General features: G+C 43.7%; 15 protein-coding genes. 9 read left to right on the plus strand and 6 right to left on the minus strand.

Going from position 1 to position 20,038, the window contains the following annotated elements; translation table 11 throughout:
* Positions 1–207 precede the first annotated feature (207 nt).
* From rimO to K1Y79_RS25480, 4 genes are all read left to right on the plus strand, one after another.
* Complete coding sequence (gene rimO, locus K1Y79_RS25465; protein WP_220253035.1) at positions 208–1,515, plus strand: 30S ribosomal protein S12 methylthiotransferase RimO; 1,308 nt, start codon at positions 208–210, stop codon at positions 1,513–1,515.
* A gap of 120 nt (positions 1,516–1,635) precedes the next feature.
* The gene (locus tag K1Y79_RS25470; RefSeq protein WP_220253036.1) at positions 1,636–3,369 is read left to right on the plus strand and encodes a DEAD/DEAH box helicase; all 1,734 of its coding nucleotides are present in this window, start codon (positions 1,636–1,638) and stop codon (positions 3,367–3,369) included.
* 224 nt (positions 3,370–3,593) lie between these two features.
* Positions 3,594–5,531, plus strand: coding sequence for a 1,4-alpha-glucan branching protein GlgB (gene glgB / locus K1Y79_RS25475; protein WP_220253037.1), 1,938 nt, complete (start codon positions 3,594–3,596; stop codon positions 5,529–5,531).
* Between the two features lie 211 nt (positions 5,532–5,742).
* On the plus strand, positions 5,743–6,354 hold the full coding sequence (locus K1Y79_RS25480; protein ID WP_220253038.1) for a toxin-antitoxin system YwqK family antitoxin: 612 nt from the start codon (positions 5,743–5,745) through the stop codon (positions 6,352–6,354).
* Between the two features lie 209 nt (positions 6,355–6,563).
* On the opposite strand, the gene K1Y79_RS25485 is transcribed toward K1Y79_RS25480, so the two are convergent.
* The 4 genes from K1Y79_RS25485 to K1Y79_RS25500 all read right to left on the minus strand — a co-directional run bounded on the left by K1Y79_RS25485 (position 6,564) and on the right by K1Y79_RS25500 (position 11,967).
* Positions 6,564–7,232, minus strand: coding sequence for a phosphatase PAP2 family protein (locus K1Y79_RS25485; RefSeq protein WP_220253039.1), 669 nt, complete (start codon positions 7,230–7,232; stop codon positions 6,564–6,566).
* A gap of 113 nt (positions 7,233–7,345) precedes the next feature.
* Positions 7,346–7,729 carry a KGG domain-containing protein gene (locus tag K1Y79_RS25490; protein ID WP_220253040.1) on the minus strand — a complete coding sequence of 128 codons (384 nt, stop codon included), beginning with the start codon at positions 7,727–7,729 and terminating at the stop codon, positions 7,346–7,348.
* A 547-nt stretch (positions 7,730–8,276) separates the two neighbouring features.
* A complete protein-coding gene (locus K1Y79_RS25495; RefSeq protein WP_220253041.1) occupies positions 8,277–10,670 on the minus strand; it encodes a glycoside hydrolase family 31 protein in 2,394 nt (797 codons plus the stop codon).
* Between the two features lie 238 nt (positions 10,671–10,908).
* Entirely contained in the window at positions 10,909–11,967 is a 1,059-nt protein-coding gene (locus K1Y79_RS25500) for a beta propeller repeat protein (RefSeq protein ID WP_220253042.1), read from the minus strand.
* A 157-nt stretch (positions 11,968–12,124) separates the two neighbouring features.
* Here K1Y79_RS25500 and K1Y79_RS25505 point away from each other — a divergent pair, with 157 nt between their 5' ends.
* Positions 12,125–15,238, plus strand: coding sequence for a ligand-binding sensor domain-containing protein (locus tag K1Y79_RS25505; protein WP_220253043.1), 3,114 nt, complete (start codon positions 12,125–12,127; stop codon positions 15,236–15,238).
* A gap of 104 nt (positions 15,239–15,342) precedes the next feature.
* The gene (locus tag K1Y79_RS25510) at positions 15,343–15,975 is read left to right on the plus strand and encodes a response regulator transcription factor (protein ID WP_044221676.1); all 633 of its coding nucleotides are present in this window, start codon (positions 15,343–15,345) and stop codon (positions 15,973–15,975) included.
* A gap of 113 nt (positions 15,976–16,088) precedes the next feature.
* Here the strand turns inward: K1Y79_RS25510 and K1Y79_RS29355 are convergent, their stop codons facing one another.
* Positions 16,089–16,217 carry a hypothetical protein gene (locus K1Y79_RS29355; protein ID WP_262903202.1) on the minus strand — a complete coding sequence of 43 codons (129 nt, stop codon included), beginning with the start codon at positions 16,215–16,217 and terminating at the stop codon, positions 16,089–16,091.
* A gap of 31 nt (positions 16,218–16,248) precedes the next feature.
* Positions 16,249–16,404, minus strand: a complete 156-nt coding sequence (locus tag K1Y79_RS25515; protein ID WP_220253044.1) for a hypothetical protein — start codon at positions 16,402–16,404, stop codon at positions 16,249–16,251.
* A 426-nt stretch (positions 16,405–16,830) separates the two neighbouring features.
* Here K1Y79_RS25515 and K1Y79_RS25520 point away from each other — a divergent pair, with 426 nt between their 5' ends.
* Genes K1Y79_RS25520 through K1Y79_RS25530 form a run of 3 tightly spaced genes read left to right on the plus strand, consistent with a single transcriptional unit; the run spans position 16,831 to position 20,036 of the window.
* A complete protein-coding gene (locus K1Y79_RS25520; RefSeq protein ID WP_220253045.1) occupies positions 16,831–18,744 on the plus strand; it encodes a DNA topoisomerase IV subunit B in 1,914 nt (637 codons plus the stop codon).
* A 23-nt stretch (positions 18,745–18,767) separates the two neighbouring features.
* Positions 18,768–19,628, plus strand: a complete 861-nt coding sequence (locus K1Y79_RS25525; RefSeq protein WP_220253046.1) for a DUF1835 domain-containing protein — start codon at positions 18,768–18,770, stop codon at positions 19,626–19,628.
* A gap of 9 nt (positions 19,629–19,637) precedes the next feature.
* Positions 19,638–20,036, plus strand: a complete 399-nt coding sequence (locus K1Y79_RS25530; RefSeq protein WP_220253047.1) for a hypothetical protein — start codon at positions 19,638–19,640, stop codon at positions 20,034–20,036.
* The last annotated feature ends 2 nt before the right edge of the window (positions 20,037–20,038 follow it).

A 20,038-nucleotide genomic window follows, 5' to 3' on the forward strand; every position in this document is an offset into this window, starting at 1 on the left:
AGATTGTTTTAACATACAATTCGTAAATGGTAATTGACAATTCGCAATTAAATATTACCTTTGCAATTCTTTAGTTAAATAACCCCCACTTAGGCTCATAGTCACATAACAGTAAGTCTCGCTGTTCTCTTCAATTAGTGTCTGGATGTCTTCGTGGCGGTAAGCAGATAAGCATCAGGCTTGTTTGCCAGATTAAAATATTCGCGCTTGAAGACAAAAACTTTAAAGAAAGATAAGGTTAATATTATTACGCTTGGCTGTTCCAAGAATATGGTTGATTCAGAAGTGCTCAGCGGTCAGTTATTGGCCAATGACATTGATGTAGTGCATGAAAGCGCTAAAAAGGATCATAATATCGTTGTTGTGAATACCTGTGGCTTTATTGATAAAGCGAAGGAGGAATCCATCAATACGATACTGGAGCAGATTGAATTAAAGAATCGTGGCCGCCTGGAGAAGGTGTATGTAACCGGCTGTCTCAGCGAGCGTTACCGCGGAGATCTGGAATCAGAGATTCCTGGTGTGGATGCATGGTTTGGTACGATGGAATTGCCGCTGATACTGAAAAAGTTTGATGCCGATTATAAGTCAGAACTGATTGGCGAGCGCCTGCTGGCAACGCCAACGCATTATGCTTACTTAAAGATTTCTGAAGGATGTAACCGTACCTGTTCATTCTGCGCTATTCCTCTGATGCGCGGCGGACATGTATCCCGTCCTATAGAACAGCTGGTGGCAGAAGCGGAGAAACTGGTTAATTCTGGTGTAAAAGAGATCATGCTGATAGCGCAGGAACTGACTTATTATGGTCTGGATCTTTACAAGCAGCGTAAACTGGCCGAGCTTTTAAGAGCGCTGGCACAGGTGAAGGGTCTCGAATGGATTCGTCTGCATTATGCTTATCCGCATAAGTTCCCGATGGAAGTGCTGGACGTAATGAATGAATACCCGAATATTTGTAAGTATATTGACATGCCGCTGCAACACGCAGCTGATAATATGCTCAAATCCATGAAACGTCAGATCACACGCGTGGAAATGGAAGAGCTGATTACGGCTATCCGTGAGAAAGTACCTGGTATCTGTCTGCGTACTACGCTGATCACCGGCTATCCGGGCGAAACGCTGGAAGATGTTGAAGAGACAAAACGCTTCCTGGAAAAGATGCGTCTTGACAGAGTAGGCGTATTTACATATAGTCATGAAGAGGGCACCAGCGCCCATGACCTGGCTGATGATATTCCAGCTGAAGAAAAAGAGCGCAGGGCGCAGGATATTATGGAAACACAGCAGGAAATCTCACTGGAGAAGAACCAGGAGAAAGTAGGTAAGGTGTTCCGTGTAATTGTCGATAAAAGAGAATCAGGCCGTTATCTGGCGCGTACAGAATTTGATTCTGTTGAAGTAGATAACGAGGTGATCATCAATACCACCAAACGCCTGAAACCCGGAGATTTTGTTAATGTAATGATCACCAAGGCATACGACTATGACCTGGAAGGTGAGCTGGTGTAATGACAGCCAGTGTCCATTAAGATTGTTGACCGGCAACAAAAATTATTTCAAGAGTAATCAGTTTTAACAGAACTGAATAGTATACCAAGGCTCCCGACGGAGCCTGATCAAAGCAAATCAATGACTACATTTGAAACTTTAGGCTTACAGGAGCCCATTTTAAAAGGAATCCAGGACCTGGGATTTATCGCACCAACGCCAATTCAGGAAAAAGCTATTCCTGTATTATTGGGCGGAGACAGGGACTTTGTAGGTTTGGCCCAGACGGGTACAGGTAAGACGGCAGCTTTTGGCCTGCCGCTGTTACAGCAGATCGACGTAAAACAGCGTCACCCCCAGGGTTTGATTTTATGCCCAACACGTGAATTATGTTTACAGATCACAAACGATCTGAAAAACTTCAGTAAACACCTCGGCGACGTTAGTATCGTTGCTGTATATGGTGGTTCCAGCATCGTGCAGCAGCTGCGCGATCTGAAAAGAGGAGTGCACATCGTAGTTGCTACTCCCGGCCGCTTGCTCGATATCATCGAGAGAAAGGCTGTTAACTTTGCCAATGTACGCTATGTTGTACTGGATGAAGCAGATGAAATGCTGAACATGGGATTCCAGGAAGACATCAACAATATATTATCCAACACGCCTGAAGAGAAAACCACCTGGTTGTTCTCAGCTACTATGCCTCAGGAAGTACGTCGCATCGCGCAGAAGTACATGTCAGATCCTTTCGAGCTGACCGTAGGTAATAAAAACAGCGGTAACGTTAATATCGAACACGAATATTATGTGGTACGTCCACGTGAGAAATATGCTGCGCTGAAGCGTATCGTGGATTTCAACCCTGAGATCTTTGGTATCATCTTCACCCGTACGAAAATAGAATCACAGGAAATAGCAGAATCACTTATCCGTGATGGTTATAACGCAGACGCACTGCACGGCGACCTCACACAGCAACAGCGTGATAAGGTAATGAAGCGCTTCCGTGAGAAATCATTACAGGTACTTGTAGCAACAGACGTTGCTGCCCGTGGTATCGACGTTGATAACGTAACGCACGTAATCAACTACGAACTGCCTGATGATGTAGAAAACTACACACACCGTAGTGGTCGTACAGCACGTGCAGGTAAATCCGGTGTATCTATCGCTATTATCACTGGCCGCGATACTGGAAAGATCCGTCAGATTGAAAGAGTGATCGGTAAGAAGTTTAACAAAGTAGAAGTACCTGATGGCTTTGCAGTTTGTGAAAAACAACTGTTCGGCCTTGTTCATAAAGTACACAACGTAACTGTAAACGAAGAGCAGATCGAACCATACCTGGAACGCATATTTGAAGAATTTGCAGCCATGAGTAAGGAAGAGATCATCAAACGCTTCGCTTCTCTTGAATTCAATCAGTTCCTGGAGTACTACCAGGATGCGCCTGATCTGAACGTGAAAGAAGAAAGAAGATCAGCTGAGGGTGGTGAACGCAGAAATAACGGTAAATTTACCCGTCTGTTCATCAACCTGGGTTCTGTAGATGATTTCACCCGCGGAGATATGCTGCGTTACCTGTGTGATACCAGTGGCGTACGTGGTAACAAGATCGGCCGCATCGACCTGAAAGGTGTTTACTCCTTCTTTGAAGTAGAAAACGATGTGGTAGAGAAATTCCAGCAGACTTTCAAGAAAGCGGAATACAACGGTCGCAGCGTACGTATCGAAATGTCACAGGATGGCGATAAACGTCGTTCCGGTGGCGGTAGCCGTCCTCCACGTGAAGGTGGCAGCGGTGGCAGACGTTGGGAAGGCAGCAGTGGCGGAGCTGGTAACAGCCGTCCTGGTGGTTTCAGAAAACGCTACTAAGCAAAACGAAACAGGAATAACTAACTGATTCTATAGAAGCCGTCCTTGTAAAAGGGCGGCTTTTTTTATTGTCTGGTTTGGCTATATATCAGCCATTCGGCCCCTTCCGCTGTCTACCCCAACAGATGACAGCTTTCAGATTTATCCATCATAATATTTCTCCGGTCTGATACTTGCTGGTGTTACTTTTTAATCTATATTGTTACTCTTACCAGTACCCTAACATGGCAGCAACAAAAAAGTTGAAGATACAACCAGTAGTACCCTTTTCGCTGTTCTCAGCCAGGGATATAGAATTGTTCCAGAATGGCGTCCATCCGCATTTGTACGAGAAATTCGGCGCTCATACGGTGGAATATGAAGGCGTCAAGGGCACCTATTTTTCTGTCTGGGCACCCAATGCAGCCTACGTTTCTGTGATCGGAGACTTCAATGAGTGGGATAATTATAGTCACACTTTGTACCCCAGATGGGACAAGTCCGGTGTATGGGAGGGTTTTATTCCCCAGGTGAAAAAGGGAGCGCTGTATAAATATTTTATTCGCTCCAATTCAGGTGAAGAGTTAAGAAAGGGGGATCCGTATGCGAATTACTGGGAGGTGCGTCCGCTGACAGCTTCTATAACCTGGCAGCTGGACTACAAATGGAAAGACAAGCGCTGGATGCAACAGCGTAATAAGCACAATAGCCTGGAGAGTCCGATGAGTGTATATGAGGTACACCTGGGATCCTGGCGTCGTCCTGATAAATCTAATCACGAAGTATTTTATACATATGCTGAAATAGCAGCCAGGCTCATACCCTACGTAAAGGATATGGGCTTCACCCATGTAGAACTGATGCCGGTAATGGAACATCCTTTTGATGGTTCCTGGGGATATCAGGGCACCGGTTACTTTGCACCTACTTCAAGGTATGGTTCTCCGCAGGACTTTATGGCCTTTGTAGATGCCTTTCACCAGGAAGGAATAGGCGTTATTCTGGATTGGGTGCCTTCACATTTCCCATATGATGCACATGGACTTTACCGTTTTGATGGCTCGCATACATACGAGTATGCCGATATGCGGAAAGGATATCACCCTGACTGGAACAGTTATATTTTCAACTACGCTCGTAATGAAGTACGTTCTTTCCTGCTTAGTAACGCAGTCTTCTGGCTGGATAAGTTTCATGTAGATGGTCTACGTGTAGATGCAGTCGCCTCGATGATTCACCTGAACTATTCACGTGAAGCCGGCGCATGGGAGCCTAATGAACTAGGAGGGGAGGAGAACCTGGAAGCAATCTCTTTCCTGAAGCACATGAATGAGACTATCTACAGGCTATTCCCTGATGTGCAGACAATTGCAGAAGAGTCTACCAATTTCTATGGCGTATCAAGGCCTGTCTATATGGGCGGACTAGGATTCGGCATGAAGTGGATGATGGGCTGGATGAATGATACGCTTGCTTATTTTAAAAGAGACCCTAATCATCGTAAATGGCATCAGGATCAGCTGACGTTCAGTATTGCCTATGCCTTTACTGAAAACTTTATGTTGCCGCTCAGCCATGATGAGGTTGTACATGGCAAGTCGCCTATGATGTACAAGATGCCTGGTGATGATTGGCAGAAGCTGGCTAATGTGCGTCTGATGTACAGCTATATGTTCACACATCCGGGAACAAAGCTATTATTTATGGGTGATGAATTTGGACAGACTACAGAATGGAATTATAAGTCAGAATTGGACTGGCATCTGCTGGATCATCTTTCTCATCAGGGCCTGCAACAATACGTAAAAGCGCTTAACCATCTGTATACATCGGAACCTGCATTGTATATCAAACAGTTTGAGTACTATGGTTTTGAGTGGGTGAACGTGTCTGACTATGATAATAGCGTGTTAGCTTACCTCAGAAAAAGTTATAAACCAGAAGAAGATATTCTGATTGTCTTGAACATGAAGCCAGTCTCTCATGAGCATTACGAACTGGGTATTGATGGAGGTGGAAGATGGAAAGAGATATTGAATAGTGATGATACTGCGTTCTTTGGCAGCGGAGTAACCAATTCAGGTAAGCTACAAACGCGGGAAGAGCCGTTGAATGGAAAAAGCCATTCGCTCAGCATGCGTGTTCCTCCGCTTGGAGCTGCCATCTTTAAAAGAGCTAAGTAGATACAATACTACTGATGGCAGGTAAGTAAAAATACGGTAAGGGTGCTTATGATAATGGTCTCATAGCCGGTGCAGCCGGAAGCAGAGTCGAACGGGAGTAATTGAACGACCCGAATCAGTAATAAAGTATAAGTAAATAAGGTATTGATAAGCCGGTGCAACTTTGTTGTACCGGTTTTTTTTTATGCATACTTTTGTGCAAATTAATCCTATGAGAAAACTGAGTGTATTTTTACTGCTGCAATTCATGGTGCTGGCTGCGTTCGCACAAATGCCGAAGATACGGGTGAACAAAGTCGATGACCAGCAGCGCAAACAGGGGGAATGGCAGGAGGAAATGCCTGAAGTTCGCGGAGAACCTGGTTATACCTGGGAAGGCAACTACGTTGATAATCTGAAAGAGGGGCTATGGAAGAAGTACGCCTTATCCGGCGCATTGATTGCAGAAGAGACCTTCAAACATGGACAACTGAATGGCTATTCCCGTTATTTCTATCCAAATGGCCGGATCAGCGCCGAAGGAGCTTTTATTGCGATGGACATCAATGGGGAGGTGGACTATTTCAGAATAGTAGATCCAATCACCGGGGATGAAAGATTTGAAGAGATTAAAAGAGATGGGAGCTCTCAGCGTAATGGCATGTGGAAGATCTATGATGAAGAAGGCAAGATGATCAAAGAGTATTATAGACGTGGAGAACCAGTAACAGAAGAAGAATATAACAGAACACCTGCAAAGCCAGCAGCAGCTGAAAAGCCAGCTACACCTCCTCCACCAGCAGGTTTACCTCATCAGCAGAAAAAGAAAGGCGGTAAGAATTAATTGAAATAGTACTGTAAAGGGTCTCAATAGAAGAATAGCTATCAGCAGGAGAAAGGTGAAAAGACTTTGGCGCAATGCAAAAAGTCACAGCCAGCAGAATATAAGCAGAGAGTTACTACAACTGAACGCAAAGAACCAATCATCTGAAGAGCATATTTTTAGCGCTCTGGCTATAGAGGCCAGGGCGCTTTTTATATTAGGTTTTTATCTTAGGCAGCGTTCTTCTTAAGACTTAGCGAAGCATTCCAGCGAGGATCGCGGAAGAACGGTCTGTTATCGAACCAGGAGAGCCATATTAGGGTAATAACAGTTGCCACTATTGATCCTGCGGTTACATCTTCCAGGAAATGCTGGCTCATATACATGCGGGAGTAAGCTACCAGCAGGGCGATGAGGAGATATATGTAACCCCATTTCTTATTGGGCGTGATGTAGGTCAGCACAAGGGCAATGGTAAAAGCGCAGGCCGTGTGACCGGATGGAAAGCTGAAGTTATTAGAGAGTACTTCCACATCAGGTATGTAGTATATGGGGCGGGTTTCGTTTGCAAAATAGACACTTGGTCTTGGCGCATTAAAGAGCATTTTAAGAAGCAAATTAACGGTTGCCGATAGTATTAGACTTGTTGCCATCAAAATGCTGCTACGATAGCTTAGAAACAGCAATAACAGGCATACAGTGACAGCGGTGACACGGCTGCCCAGTTCAGTCATGTAGGGAAAGAATATATCACCTGCCGGAAAGTGAAGGCTATTAATAAAAAAATAGATCTCATCTCTGGAGTGTATGATTTTCAGCAACAGCACCAGCAGGAGTAGCAGGAGGTATGGAAGCAGAAATGGGTAGAGGCGGCGGATGTTACCAGTAAGTGTTTGCAAGGGCAATGATTGTTTTAACGATTGATACCGCACAAAAGTATAAAAAAGAACGCCTGGTATGTATATAATACTTACCAGGCGTTTGTGTGATTGGAAAGAGTTGGTGTATTAGTTTACACCGAAGAATTTGAATTGTCTTTCTGTCTTTTTCTGTGAGCAGCCTCTCCGCCTTTTTTACCAATTTCAGCCATGTGCTGTCTGTTTCTGCTGACAGCAACTCCACCTTTACGTCCGGCTTCCCGGGCTTCGGCAGAATTAAACTCGTGAGCAACACCCTGTGCATGCGCTGCGCGACCGCCTTTACTGGCTATAGCGCGTTGCATTGCTGCATCCATGGATGCGAAACCACGTTTATCTTTGCGGCTTGTTGTTGTTTTTTCTTCTGAGGGAGTTGATTTGTTCTCTGCTGATGATTCTCTTGATTCACGGTCTTGATTGAGGTCTTCCCTTTCCAGTTTTTCCTGCTCTGTGAAGTGATTGCTTTGTTCTGCAGCCATAAGAAATAAATTTGAAAGGTTAAAAAATGGGTTCCATGTAACTAACGTAGGAAACTGAGTCGATTTGTGAAAGTAGGCACAACTATTATGCCGCGTATCGGCATTTCTTTGTATAACCTATTGTATAACAGCTTTACACGTTTAATTTTCTCACATTTTTTAGTAGTAACGTGGAGTAGAATTGACAAACTGTAGCGTGACAACGCCAATGGCAATTAAACAATGTAAAAAGTGAATGAAATGTTAACGAATGTCAGATTGGTGGCTGATAGAATCGGTTTGTAACGTAGCATTAACAGAAGCTGAGCCGTTCAGTAAATTTTGTCCCGTTCATTTTGTTCATTTTGCCTATACGACGTTTGTATGCTTTGTGTGTAAGTTATAACATCCTAATTTTGAGATAACTCTAAAGTTGGCATAGGTTATGAAAAGGCACTAAGATCTCAATCTACAGTGCCCTTTTTTTTTAATGTTGGGTTTAAAACACAAATCCCAAATTCTGATGAAGAATTTGGGATTTATAGTCAGTGATAAAAGCTATTATATCTTATCGGATCACCAGTGTTTCAAATTTTCTATCTACAACCAGATTTACCGTATTCTCTCCAAAGTTAGCAGCAGTAAGCTTTACAGCTTCTCCATCCACTAAAATTTCCTTCGCTTTGAAAGGTAAACCATGTACGGTTATGTTATGCTTTCTGTAAGCTGCATTATACTGGCCAAAGTATTTTTTCCTAAGTACAAAACGATCTTTTTCTGACACCTGCTTAAACCGGATGTCATTATACTGACCGTTTTTATAACCATAATGATCGCCTGCATCTTCATACAAGAAGCTACCTGTTTCCTGCGTAGAATAATAAACATGCAACATCATTTCTTCCTGGTTGCGTTCCTCCACGTGCTGTATCTTCGGATAGTTCGGGAGAACAGCTCCGGCTTTCACGAATAATGGCATTTCATCCAGTGGAGTGGCTATTTTAATGACCTGTCCGCCGGTGTATAATTCGTCATTCCAGTAGTAATACCATTCTCCTTCAGGAAGGTAGATTTCCTTTTCTTTCATGCCTTGCTCAGACACATGGCTGACCAGCAGTGAATCGCCAAACATAAACTCGTGTGAGCGGTCGTATGTCTGCTTATCATGCTGCGCAACGAATGCCAGCGGGCGCAGCATAGGCGTGCCGTAGCGGCTGTATTGCCAGAAAGTGGTATAAATGTAGGGCAGCAAATTATAGCGCAGCTGAATGAATTTCCTGGCAACAGTTTCATAGGCTGTTCCGAAGCTCCATGGTTCCTGGTTAAAGCCTGTTTCATTGCTGGCAGAGTGTGTACGCATCAGCGGATGAAATACTGCCAATTGTATCCAGCGTACATATAGTTCGCCGTCAGGCTCACCGATGAAACCTCCAATATCACTTCCTACGAACGAGATGCCGGATACAGACATGCGCTGGCACTGTACGGACGCCAGCCAGAGATGATCCCAGCTGGAAACGTTATCTCCGGTCCAGAAAGACGTCCAGCGTTGAGCGCCGGCGTAGCAGGAACGGGAGATGACAAAAGGACGATTAGGCATCAGGAACTTTCTCATACCTGCGGCAGTTGCTTTGCTCATCAGATGCCCGTAGACATTGTGCGCTTTACGGTGGCTTACTGCTTCGCCATCGTAGTCATGACGTACGTCCTCTGGGAACGTTCCCATTTCAAACACTGCGGGTTCGTTCATATCATTCCATACGCCTCTAACACCTACATCTACCAGGTCTTTGAACAGACCTGCCCACCATTTACGTACTTCAGGATTGGTATAATCAGGGAACACACATTTACCCGGCCACACATCTCCTTCCATCAATGCGCCATCCTGGCGCTTACAGAAGTAGTTATTTTGAATACCTTGTTTGTATATGTTATAATCCGGATCCACCTTGATGCCCGGATCAATAATCACGACTACCTTAAAGCCCTGGTCTGCCAGCTCTTTGATCAGTCCCGCAGGTTCAGGAAATCCTTCCTTGCTCCAGGTAAAACAGCGGAAACCTTCCATATAATCAATATCCAGGTGTATTACATCACAAGGAATCTCACGTTTGCGAAATTCTGCTGCGATTTCTTTTACACGCTTATCAGGATAGTAGCTCCAGCGGCATTGCTGATAACCGAGCGCCCAAAGCGGCGGTAACTCTGCCGTTCCTGTGATACTGGTATAACCTTCCGCTACTTTCATTAGTTCTGGTCCGTAGATGAAATAATAGTTCATTTCACCACCTCTTGCCCAGAAACTGGTTACATTTTCTCTTTCTTTACCAAAGTCAAAAATGGTACGGAAGGTATTATCGAAGAATATACCATAGGCCTTTCCCCGATGTAAGCCGTAATAGAAAGGAATATTGCGATATAATGGATCGGTATCTTTCTGAAAGCCGTAAGCGTCGGTACCAAAGTTTTCCATACGCTTACCATGCAGATTGAGGTCAGTTGGTTTATCTCCCATACCAAAGAAGTACTCATCTTCCTGTATCTGCTTGCTGCAATAGACTATTTTACCGCCCTTCTGGAGATAATATTGCCAGTGGAAGCCCAGCTCGTCCTGGTTGATGATACAACCTTCCAGGTCTGTAATAGTGAGGCGCATATCGTCTCTTGAGATGTATATGCGTAATGCTTCAGTGTATATTTCAAAGTTCTCTTCAAATTCGTGCAGACCGAAGTGTACAGGCGACTCTTCCAGCCTGTCACTCACTGCATATGAAAAGTCCCTTTGGAAATTGCCATCCGCCGCATAGCGAAAACGAATGATCTTGTCTGAAATGATCCTTACTTCCAGTATGGTTTCGGTTGTATAAAAGTAGAAGTAGTTACCTTCTTTTTTCCATTCTTTAATAGTATCCGGATAGTGCTTGGCCGAATATTTCCCCGATGAGGTTGTTACTTGCATAAATCGCTTTTAAATTTCCCTTTCCCTGTCACCACCCAAAATAGGTAAAAAATATTGTTTTAACACGCTTTAGCGGTGGAGGCTGTTTCTTAGCCGTTTACTCGTAAAATTAACACATTCGCTAAAATGCCCATGTAACATATTCGTGTATAACCTATCTTGAGTGCCAAATGTACTTTTTGCTTTAACCTATTTTTTCCGGGGGTGCTTTTCCAGCACCCCTTTTTATAGATGCTACTTATTTTTGTCTTATACTGAACATTCCTAATTTCTTACTACCTGCCAGCCACACAAGTGTACGATCGACACCCGCAACATGATAACCTTCCTTACTGATACGTGTCCAGTTAATGCCTCCATCTTCTGAAATGTCTGTTCCGGATGTACCTGTGGCTACATAAATTTTACCTGATATATGCTGTACACAGGACCGATATCCAGAGGGCGGTGTAACAGATGCTTGCCAGCTGCGTCCGCCATCTTTTGTAATCAAACAGTTTCTTGTAGTAAGCGTATCTCTGGTATAATCACCCCCAACAGCTACCCCGTTCAGGTGATCAGCAAACGCGACAGAAAAAGCACCTTGACCAGCCTCTCCCTGAATGAAATCCCAGTTAGTAGCTTTCCATTTATCCCATCCTTTAAAGAATCGACTGTGTTTGCCTCCTGTTACAAAACATGCCTGTCCGTCGGGAAGTATCCGCAGACTGGTATTACTTGCAGCGAAGATCGCTTCACCTTCTTTCGCTTCAGGTAATCTGGCTGGTGGGTCTGCCTGCCATGTTTTACCACTGTCTTTCGTTCTGATAATAGTAAACTTGCCATCTATAGGGTCTCCGATAGCGATACCTTCAGCTGCATTTTTAAAGGCCATAGCGTCAAAGAAGATGCCTTTCGTATGATTACTGTAGACTTCCTTCCACGATTTACCGCCATCTTCAGTCAGCATGATATGCGCAGGCTCTCCCGCATTAAGTACTAATGCTCGCTGATCACTGAATGCAACCAGAGAACGCCAGTCGCAGGTATCATACCCAGGTACCTGGGTCCATTCCCACTCGATACCTTGTTGTCCGCTGGTATGTCCTACCTTTCCTTCAGTCCCTGCAACCCAAATCAGGTTATGGTTGACAACGCTCAATCCTCTGATGCTCTTCACAGGAGGAGCTTGTTCAGGATGAAGCAGATAGCCCGACTGGGCAAAGCCGGTAAAAAAGAAAAATGAACAGGAGAGGGTGAAAAATAATCTTTTACTGTGGGAAACCTTTACTGTAGCAGGTGTCGTTTTGCTGTGCATGTTGTTTTCTGGTTTGAATGGGTTAGGTTGCAGCAAGAAAAATACAAAATCATTAGAAAGTGTGCGGCAGATTTATATATTTGCAAGCACTGCGTTATGTGAACTCAGTATTTTTATAACCTCTATTACTAAATAAGCATTGCAATCGCGGGCGCAGATGACGAGGACCTTATTACTAATTTTCCTATGTACCTTATCCGTATCTGTGCTTTTTGCACAGGATAAGCCCTACATTTTCGACTCTTATGGCGTGAATGAGGGACTATCTCAGAACTCGGTTTACGATATCCTGGAAGATAACCAGGGATTCATGTGGATCGCTACGCATGATGGCGTTAACAGATTCGACGGATATGGTTTCAATGAATACAGATTCAATCCTAGTTTAAAGGAACGTGCCGGACAGGGCAAAGGAAGCCTGGTAGTCCGGAACAACAATGGGGGACGTGCATTGATTAACCGCTTTGCTCTGAAAGGGTACAAAGGGTATTCCCTATACCGTAACAGAAGGCGGCAGCTGATGCTTACGCATAACTATGGCATCAGTGTCTACGATGAGTATAAGAACTCATTCGAGACGGTGCTGGAAGATACCACATATGAAAATAATGGCGAACGTGACAGTGGTAATAAATTCAGGATACTCGGAGAAGACTCGCTGACCCACAGCCTCTGGGTTTGGCGTCCTGCAAAAGGTCTCTATATCCTTGATGATTCCACTTATGCTAAAAAGCGCGTTATTCTCTATCCTAAAGCCATGTTGCAGCGGGGCATAGCCGCCAACTCCATGTACAAAGACGGCAATACTATCTGGCTGAACTTTGAATCCGGTGAGTTGCTGGCTATGAATACAAAGAACCTGCGCCTAACTACCTACTGCCTTCCAAACATTACCTCTCATACTGTTCTTAAGAACCTCAACAAAGATTCACTGATCATCGCCTGCAAAGGCCACCTGATCATCTTCAATAAGAAACAGAATAAATATACCGACATTCCCTTTGATCAGCGCGACCCTAGAGACGCAAACTTTACACCGCTTTGCCTGGAGCTTGATCAGAACGGTAATATCTGGATCGGAGGTACTGATGGTATTATGATCTACAACCTAAAGCGTAATGAGATCGTAACACGTATCGTTAGTTTCAATGGCTCAGAAACACGTTCCTGGAACGTAGTCACTTACCTGTACCGTGATGCCGCTGATAATATGTGGGTAGGCACAGACGGAGATGGTATCAAAAAATATTCGCCTAATAAGAAGGTCTTTAACCTGTACCGCTCGCCTGCTACCACGCACAATATGGTCAGAGCCGTGTACAAACATGATGACGGTAAGCTATACGTCGGACTACTAAACGACGGCCTTGATATTTACGAAAGAGGAGGGAAGTTCCTGGAACGTCTTCCTAATGATGAAAGAAAGGGCGTATTCCCGGCCAAGAACCTGAACGCTATCTGCAGAGAAGATTTTGAGCATTTATGGTTCCACTTCGCTGATATGCATATCGGATTATTCAACGTGCATACCCGGAAGTTTGAAAATCTTACGAAATATGTTACCGCATTAGGTCTGCCTCCACAGGAAGATAGCTACCCGTTCCTGTTCAAGCGCACTAGCGGGGAAGTATATTTTAACTACGGCCGGTATCTGTTGCAAATTATGCCTGCAGAACGAGGCGGCTATAAGGTGGCGATCGTTCATGAGTTTCCAGACGAAATACTGACCACTTATTATGAAGATCTGCTCGGGAATAAGTACGTCGGAACGAAGGTGGCAGCATATGTAAAGAAAACCGGTAGCGCAAGATGGGAGATCATTACACTGCCACCAGGTACCATTGTAAAATCCATTAGTAAAAGAGCCGGTAAGGAACTGTTGTTAGCAACAGCTAAAGGGCTTTTTGTACTGGATGATAATAATCACCGTAAGAAGCATTATAATAGTTATGACTATCCGGCATTAATCAATGATTACCTCTATGGCGTGTTGCTGGATGAGAAGGATAAAATATGGATAAGTCATAATAAGGGCCTGTCACAGATCAATCCTGTAGATGATGAGATCACTACCTATAATTATGAAGACGGGTTACAGTCAAATGAGTTTAATACAGGCGCTTTCTTCAGGTCGGTAGATGGTGAGCTTTTCTTTGGCGGTATCCGTGGATCAAACGGGTTCTATCCAAAAGATTTTAGGAAAAATACCTCCAAACCCAAAGTGGTTATCATGCGGATGGAGGTGCTGGATAAACCATATGAATCTGATACTGCACTTTCCTTACTGCGAAGGATAGAATTACCTTATAACCACAATACTATTGCTATAGAATTTGTGCCGTTAGAGTATACTAATCCACTTAAGAATAAAGTACAGTATAAACTGGATGGCGCTGATGAAGATTGGGTACAGGCAGGGGCTTTCAGAATGGCCAGGTATACTAATCTGCGCCCAGGTACTTATACCTTCAATGTGCGTGCTTCCAACAATGATGATATTCTGAACTCAACACCTACAACGCTTGAGATCACTATCCGAATACCATTCTGGCAGTCTCTGTGGTTCAGATTCCTGTTATTGCTGTTGCTGCTGGGAGTAGCTTATTATTTCTCCACTTTATACCTCGACTATAAAATCCGTCATGAAAAGTTGAAACTGGAGAAAGAGCAAGCCGTGGATCAGGAGAGAGCAAGAATATCAAGTGATATGCATGATGATCTTGGATCCGGACTTTCTACTATCCGCCTGTTGAGTGAAATCGCCAAACGTAAGATTACAGATACCTCTCAGACAAAAGAGCTGGAACGTATCTCTGAAGCAGCAGGAGAGCTGGTAGATAAAATGAGCGAGATCATCTGGGCCATGAACTCGTCAAATGACTCGCTCGAGAACCTCATAGCATATATGCGCAGCTTCGCGGCCGATTTCCTTGAACATGCCCACATCACGCACCAGTTTTATATACCGGAAAGTATCCCTAACATTAAACTGAGTGGTGGTACCAGACGTAATATATATCTGGCAGTAAAAGAATCTTTGCACAATGTGGTTAAACATGCCCAGGCATCAGAAGTAGTAATACAAATAGAGATGCATAAGAATATGACGATTATGATAAAAGATAATGGCAAAGGCTTTGATCAGGAAAAAGTAAGGTTATTTGGAAATGGATTAAAAAATATACAGAAGAGGATGCAGGCAGTCGGAGGACAAGCTGATATTACGTCCCATCACGGTACGATAGTTTTGCTAGATATCCCGTTAATTTAATATAGATTTGTAAGATTCCGTAAATGTGATGTCACGTTGACCTCTGTAAACATAACAACTGATTATAAATGACTGTATACTCGAAAAAGAAATCTCAGGATAACATGGATATTATTTCTGTGGCGATTGTAGAAGACAACCATGATATACGTACAGCCATGGAGTTGCTGATAAATGGCTCGGACGGGTATGCGTGTATCGGAGCTTTCAATAATGCGGAAACTGCGGTAGAACAAATCCCTAGCTTACTACCAAATGTAGTGCTGATGGACTTTAATCTTCCGGGCGGTATGAATGGTATCGAGTGTATAGCTCGTCTGAAAGGAGAATATCCGGATATGCATTTTATGATGCTGACCGTATATGAAGATGATGACAAAATCTTCCAGGCACTTGAAGCAGGCGCGAGTGGTTATATTCTTAAGAAAACTCCTCCCAGTGAGCTCCTCAGCGCAATCAGAGACCTTCATGAAGGCGGTTCTCCTATGAGCTCTCAGATTGCACGCCGGGTAGTAGCATATTTCCAGAAACAGGCTAAACCAAATCCTGCGCTGGAAGCACTCACATCCAGAGAAAAGGAAATTCTGGACCAGTTGTCAAAAGGATTTCTATATAAAGAGATTGCCAGCAACCTGTTCATCAGTATTGAGACTGTACGTAGGCATGTACATAATATTTATGAAAAGCTGCATGTAAGAAGCCGTACTGATGCAGTTAATAAATATTATAACCGATAGTCGATTATAGTAATATGTTTCCGAAGCAGTAAAGAGGAATATAGATCCTAACGATATTGAAAAGGGCGAGAGACACCATGTCTTTCGCCCTTTTTCCTGTTTACTGATGAAAATTAGTTTGTTGGATTATCTTTAATAGGATTGGTTGCCAATTTATGAAATGCTTTGCGCGCGAAATGAGCAGCCAGCACCATAGAGGCGATCAGTAAACAGGCCAGTTTAAATAGCAGACCCGCTTTCATAGGAAATAATTAGATAGATGATGGAAATTGACTATTTCATTGTTTGCCACGAATGAAATTTCTGAACTAGTTTGATGACTCTTGCGCTGAGCTGACTCATAGAGCGTTGCTCTTTTTTTACCATGTAAGTAATCAGGAGCGCAATGGAAAGCACTGTTGCCAGTGTAATAAAAAATGTAGTTTTCATAGTTTAGGACGTAGGTTATAATTCAAAAAAGATGACTATCTGTAAATATAGATTATTTGTTTATATAAATTATCACATACCTTAAACTTTTACAGATAATTTATTTTGTGGCCCTGGCAATATCCTGAAGAAAGTATATTTATCTTATCTTGGCGAAACCGGACTGGTCGGATGACAACCTGACAGTGTAGTAGCATGGTCCTCAAATAACTGTCATTCATTTATTTAAGCATGGTGCATAACTAATACTTGGGATGATACGCCGAAACCTGTATTTTTGCCAGCAACCGGATTTTGCTAAAAGTTTTAGTAAATTCGCTTCCCGGACTAAATACCCATCATTATAGTGTAGGGGAATACTGGCATAAATGATGTATTGATAGTCCGCTTGTTATAACAACTGTAAATTGGAATTTCTATATAACTATGGCTACTACGGATAAGAAAGATCTCTCTGCTGCCTATACCGAAGATTCGATCCGGTCACTCGACTGGCGTGAGCACATCCGCCTCCGTCCCGGAATGTATATTGGTAAGTTGGGCGACGGCTCAAGTATGGACGATGGTATCTATATACTGTTAAAAGAGGTTGCTGACAACTGTATTGACGAGCACACTATGGGCTTCGGCAAACAGATAGACATTAAAGTGACTGAACACAGTGTAAGTATCCGCGACTTTGGTCGTGGTATTCCATTAGGGAAAGTGGTCGATGTGGTGAGCAAGATCAACACCGGTGCCAAGTATGACAGTAAAGCTTTTCAGAAGTCGGTAGGTCTGAACGGTGTAGGTACCAAGGCAGTAAACGCCTTGTCCAGCTATTTCCGGGTAGAATCTTACAGGGAAGGTCGTGTGAAAGCCGCCGAGTTTGAACGTGGGGTTATCAAGAAAGAGTTTAAAGAAGGGAGCACCAGCGAGTCCAATGGTACCCTGGTAACATTTACACCCGATGATACCGTCTTCCGTAACTATCGTTTTATTCCGGAATTTCTTGAAAATCAGATCTGGAACTACTGTTTCCTGAATGCTGGTCTTACCATCAACTTCAACGGAAAGAAATACATATCAAAGAATGGTCTTTTAGACCTCTTGCAGCGAAAAACCAATGAGGATGAGCTGCGTTACCCAATTATTCATCTCAGAGGTGAAGACATTGAGGTAGCAATCACGCACGAAAACCAGTACGGTGAAGAGTACTATTCGTTTGTGAACGGCCAGCACACCACTCAGGGTGGTACACACCTGGCTGCTTTCCGTGAGGCATTCGTGAAAACCATCCGTGACTTCTATAAGAAAGACTACGACGCAACCGATATCCGTGCCTCTATCTGTGCAGCAATTTCTGTAAGAGTACAGGAACCGGTATTTGAATCACAGACTAAAACCAAGCTGGGATCACTTACAGTATATGAGAATGGTCCTTCTATGAAGGCATTTGTGCTGGACTTCCTGTCCAAACATCTGGACGATTTCCTGCATAAAAATCCTACTACGGCAGAAGCACTGAAGAAGCGTATTGAGCAAAGCGAACGTGAGCGTAAGGAACTGGCCGGTATTAAGAAGCTGGCTAATGAACGTGCAAAGAAAGCAAACCTGCATAACCGTAAACTGCGCGATTGCCGTATCCACCTGAATGAAGAGGTGACCGGAAAGGATAAAAACGATCTGGAAACTAAACGACTCAATACGACCATCTTCATAACTGAAGGCGACTCTGCAAGTGGTTCTATCACCAAGTCGCGTAACGTAGAAACCCAGGCGGTATTCAGTCTCCGCGGTAAACCTCTCAATAGCTTTGGTCTGACCAAGAAGATCGTTTACGAAAACGAAGAGTTTAATCTGCTGCAACACGCGCTGAATATAGAAGAAGGACTGGAAGGACTTCGTTACAACCGGATCGTTGTCGCTACAGATGCCGACGTGGATGGAATGCATATTCGTTTACTGTTACTCACCTTCTTCCTGCAATTCTTCCCGGACCTGGTAAAAAATGGTCACCTGTATATACTAGAGACGCCTTTGTTCCGCGTACGTAATAAACAACAGACTATCTACTGTTACAGTGATGAAGAGCGTCAGAAAGCAGTAAGGAAGCTGGGTAATAAACCTGAAATCACCCGATTCAAAGGTCTGGGTGAAATCTCTCCTGACGAATTTGCCAATTTCATCAATGAGGATATGAAAGTGGAACCGGTAATTCTGTCTAAAGACACGCATATCCAAAAATTGCTGGAATACTACATGGGTAAGAATACGCAGACCAGACAGGAATTTATCATCAGTAACCTGCGCTACGAGAAGGACCTGATTGATAAGGTAGAAGAGGAAAGCGAAAAATAAAATCAGTATTATTACAGCAATCAATGGCACTGCTACATATTGTTTTCGGTGAATCATCCGCTACAGCACTGGGTGCTGCATTTGAGCTGGATGAGCAACTGAAGGGAGATATACTTTACTTTGAAGATGACCTTTCTGTTGGTCCTCTTTTTATCCTGGATACAAAAGACGGTCAGATTGCCCGCAGGCAATGGTGGATGCAGCTATCCGGTGTACCTGCCCAACCGGTACCTGAGCTTATTCCTGAAGAGAATGCTGTGCCTGAACCAGAAGAGGAGAAAGGTGATCAGGCGAAAATCCGCCAGCTGAAAGCCTTGTTAAAGACAACACCCGAACAGGAGGTTTATCTCTGGGCAGGACAGAATGCGAGAGATGTTTGTGGTTACTACTGGTTGATTAGTCAGCTGTATGACTTCTCAGGTCGCATACATATCATCTATCTGAACAACCTGCCTTTCCTGAATGAAAAAGGTAGCGTGTTCTATCCAACTCACCTTCATCAGATACTGGCAAAGGAATTTCTCAAAGCAAAGAAACTGGCAAGACCAGTGTCTTTGGCTGAATTTGAGATCGACGGGGATGAATGGAGCAGGATGATGAATGAAAACGCAGGTATTCGCTTGCTGGAAGGTGGTAAAAAGATCAAAGGTGAACCAGCAAACTTTTATGATAAAGACCTGTTACAGCAGAGTACTGCTGAATTTCAGAAAGCCTCTAAAGTGGTTGGTCTCGTAACCGGCAAGCTGAAATATCCTGTAATGGACCAGTTCCTGGGCTGGAGACTTAAAGAGCTACTCAGACAGGGTAAGCTGGAAAGTAAAGGTGAACTGAAGACAATCAAAGATTTTGAAGTAAAAATACCTTCAGAAGGTGCTAACGCCTAATATCCGGATATGGTAAAAGTAACGCATGTACAACTTAGTGGAGCTGATGATAGAGGAAGTAACTATGAATGGAATACCGACAGAAGCGGAGACTTCATTCTCTGTTACAGAAATGCAGGTAGCAGTAGTGGCCAGCATTACCATGAAGGAAAGGCTGACTATAAAAATCCAGAGGTACTCTACCTGCTTACCGGTAAGGCTACCATAGACTGGTGCCCGTTAGACGGAGATAAAATAGAGTCCACTCAGATTGAAGCACCCGCAAGAATAGAAGTGCAGGTAAACGTCTGGCATCAGCTGATAGCAGTGACAGACTGCTGCTTCATCGAACTGAACTCTCTGGCCGACGTACGCAAAGATTCAGTACGTATCTGGAGAGATGAATTTGTAAAGATGATCAATAAATAAGA

It is taken from the genome of Chitinophaga rhizophila (genome assembly GCF_019492185.1).
GTDB lineage: Bacteria > Bacteroidota > Bacteroidia > Chitinophagales > Chitinophagaceae > Chitinophaga > Chitinophaga rhizophila.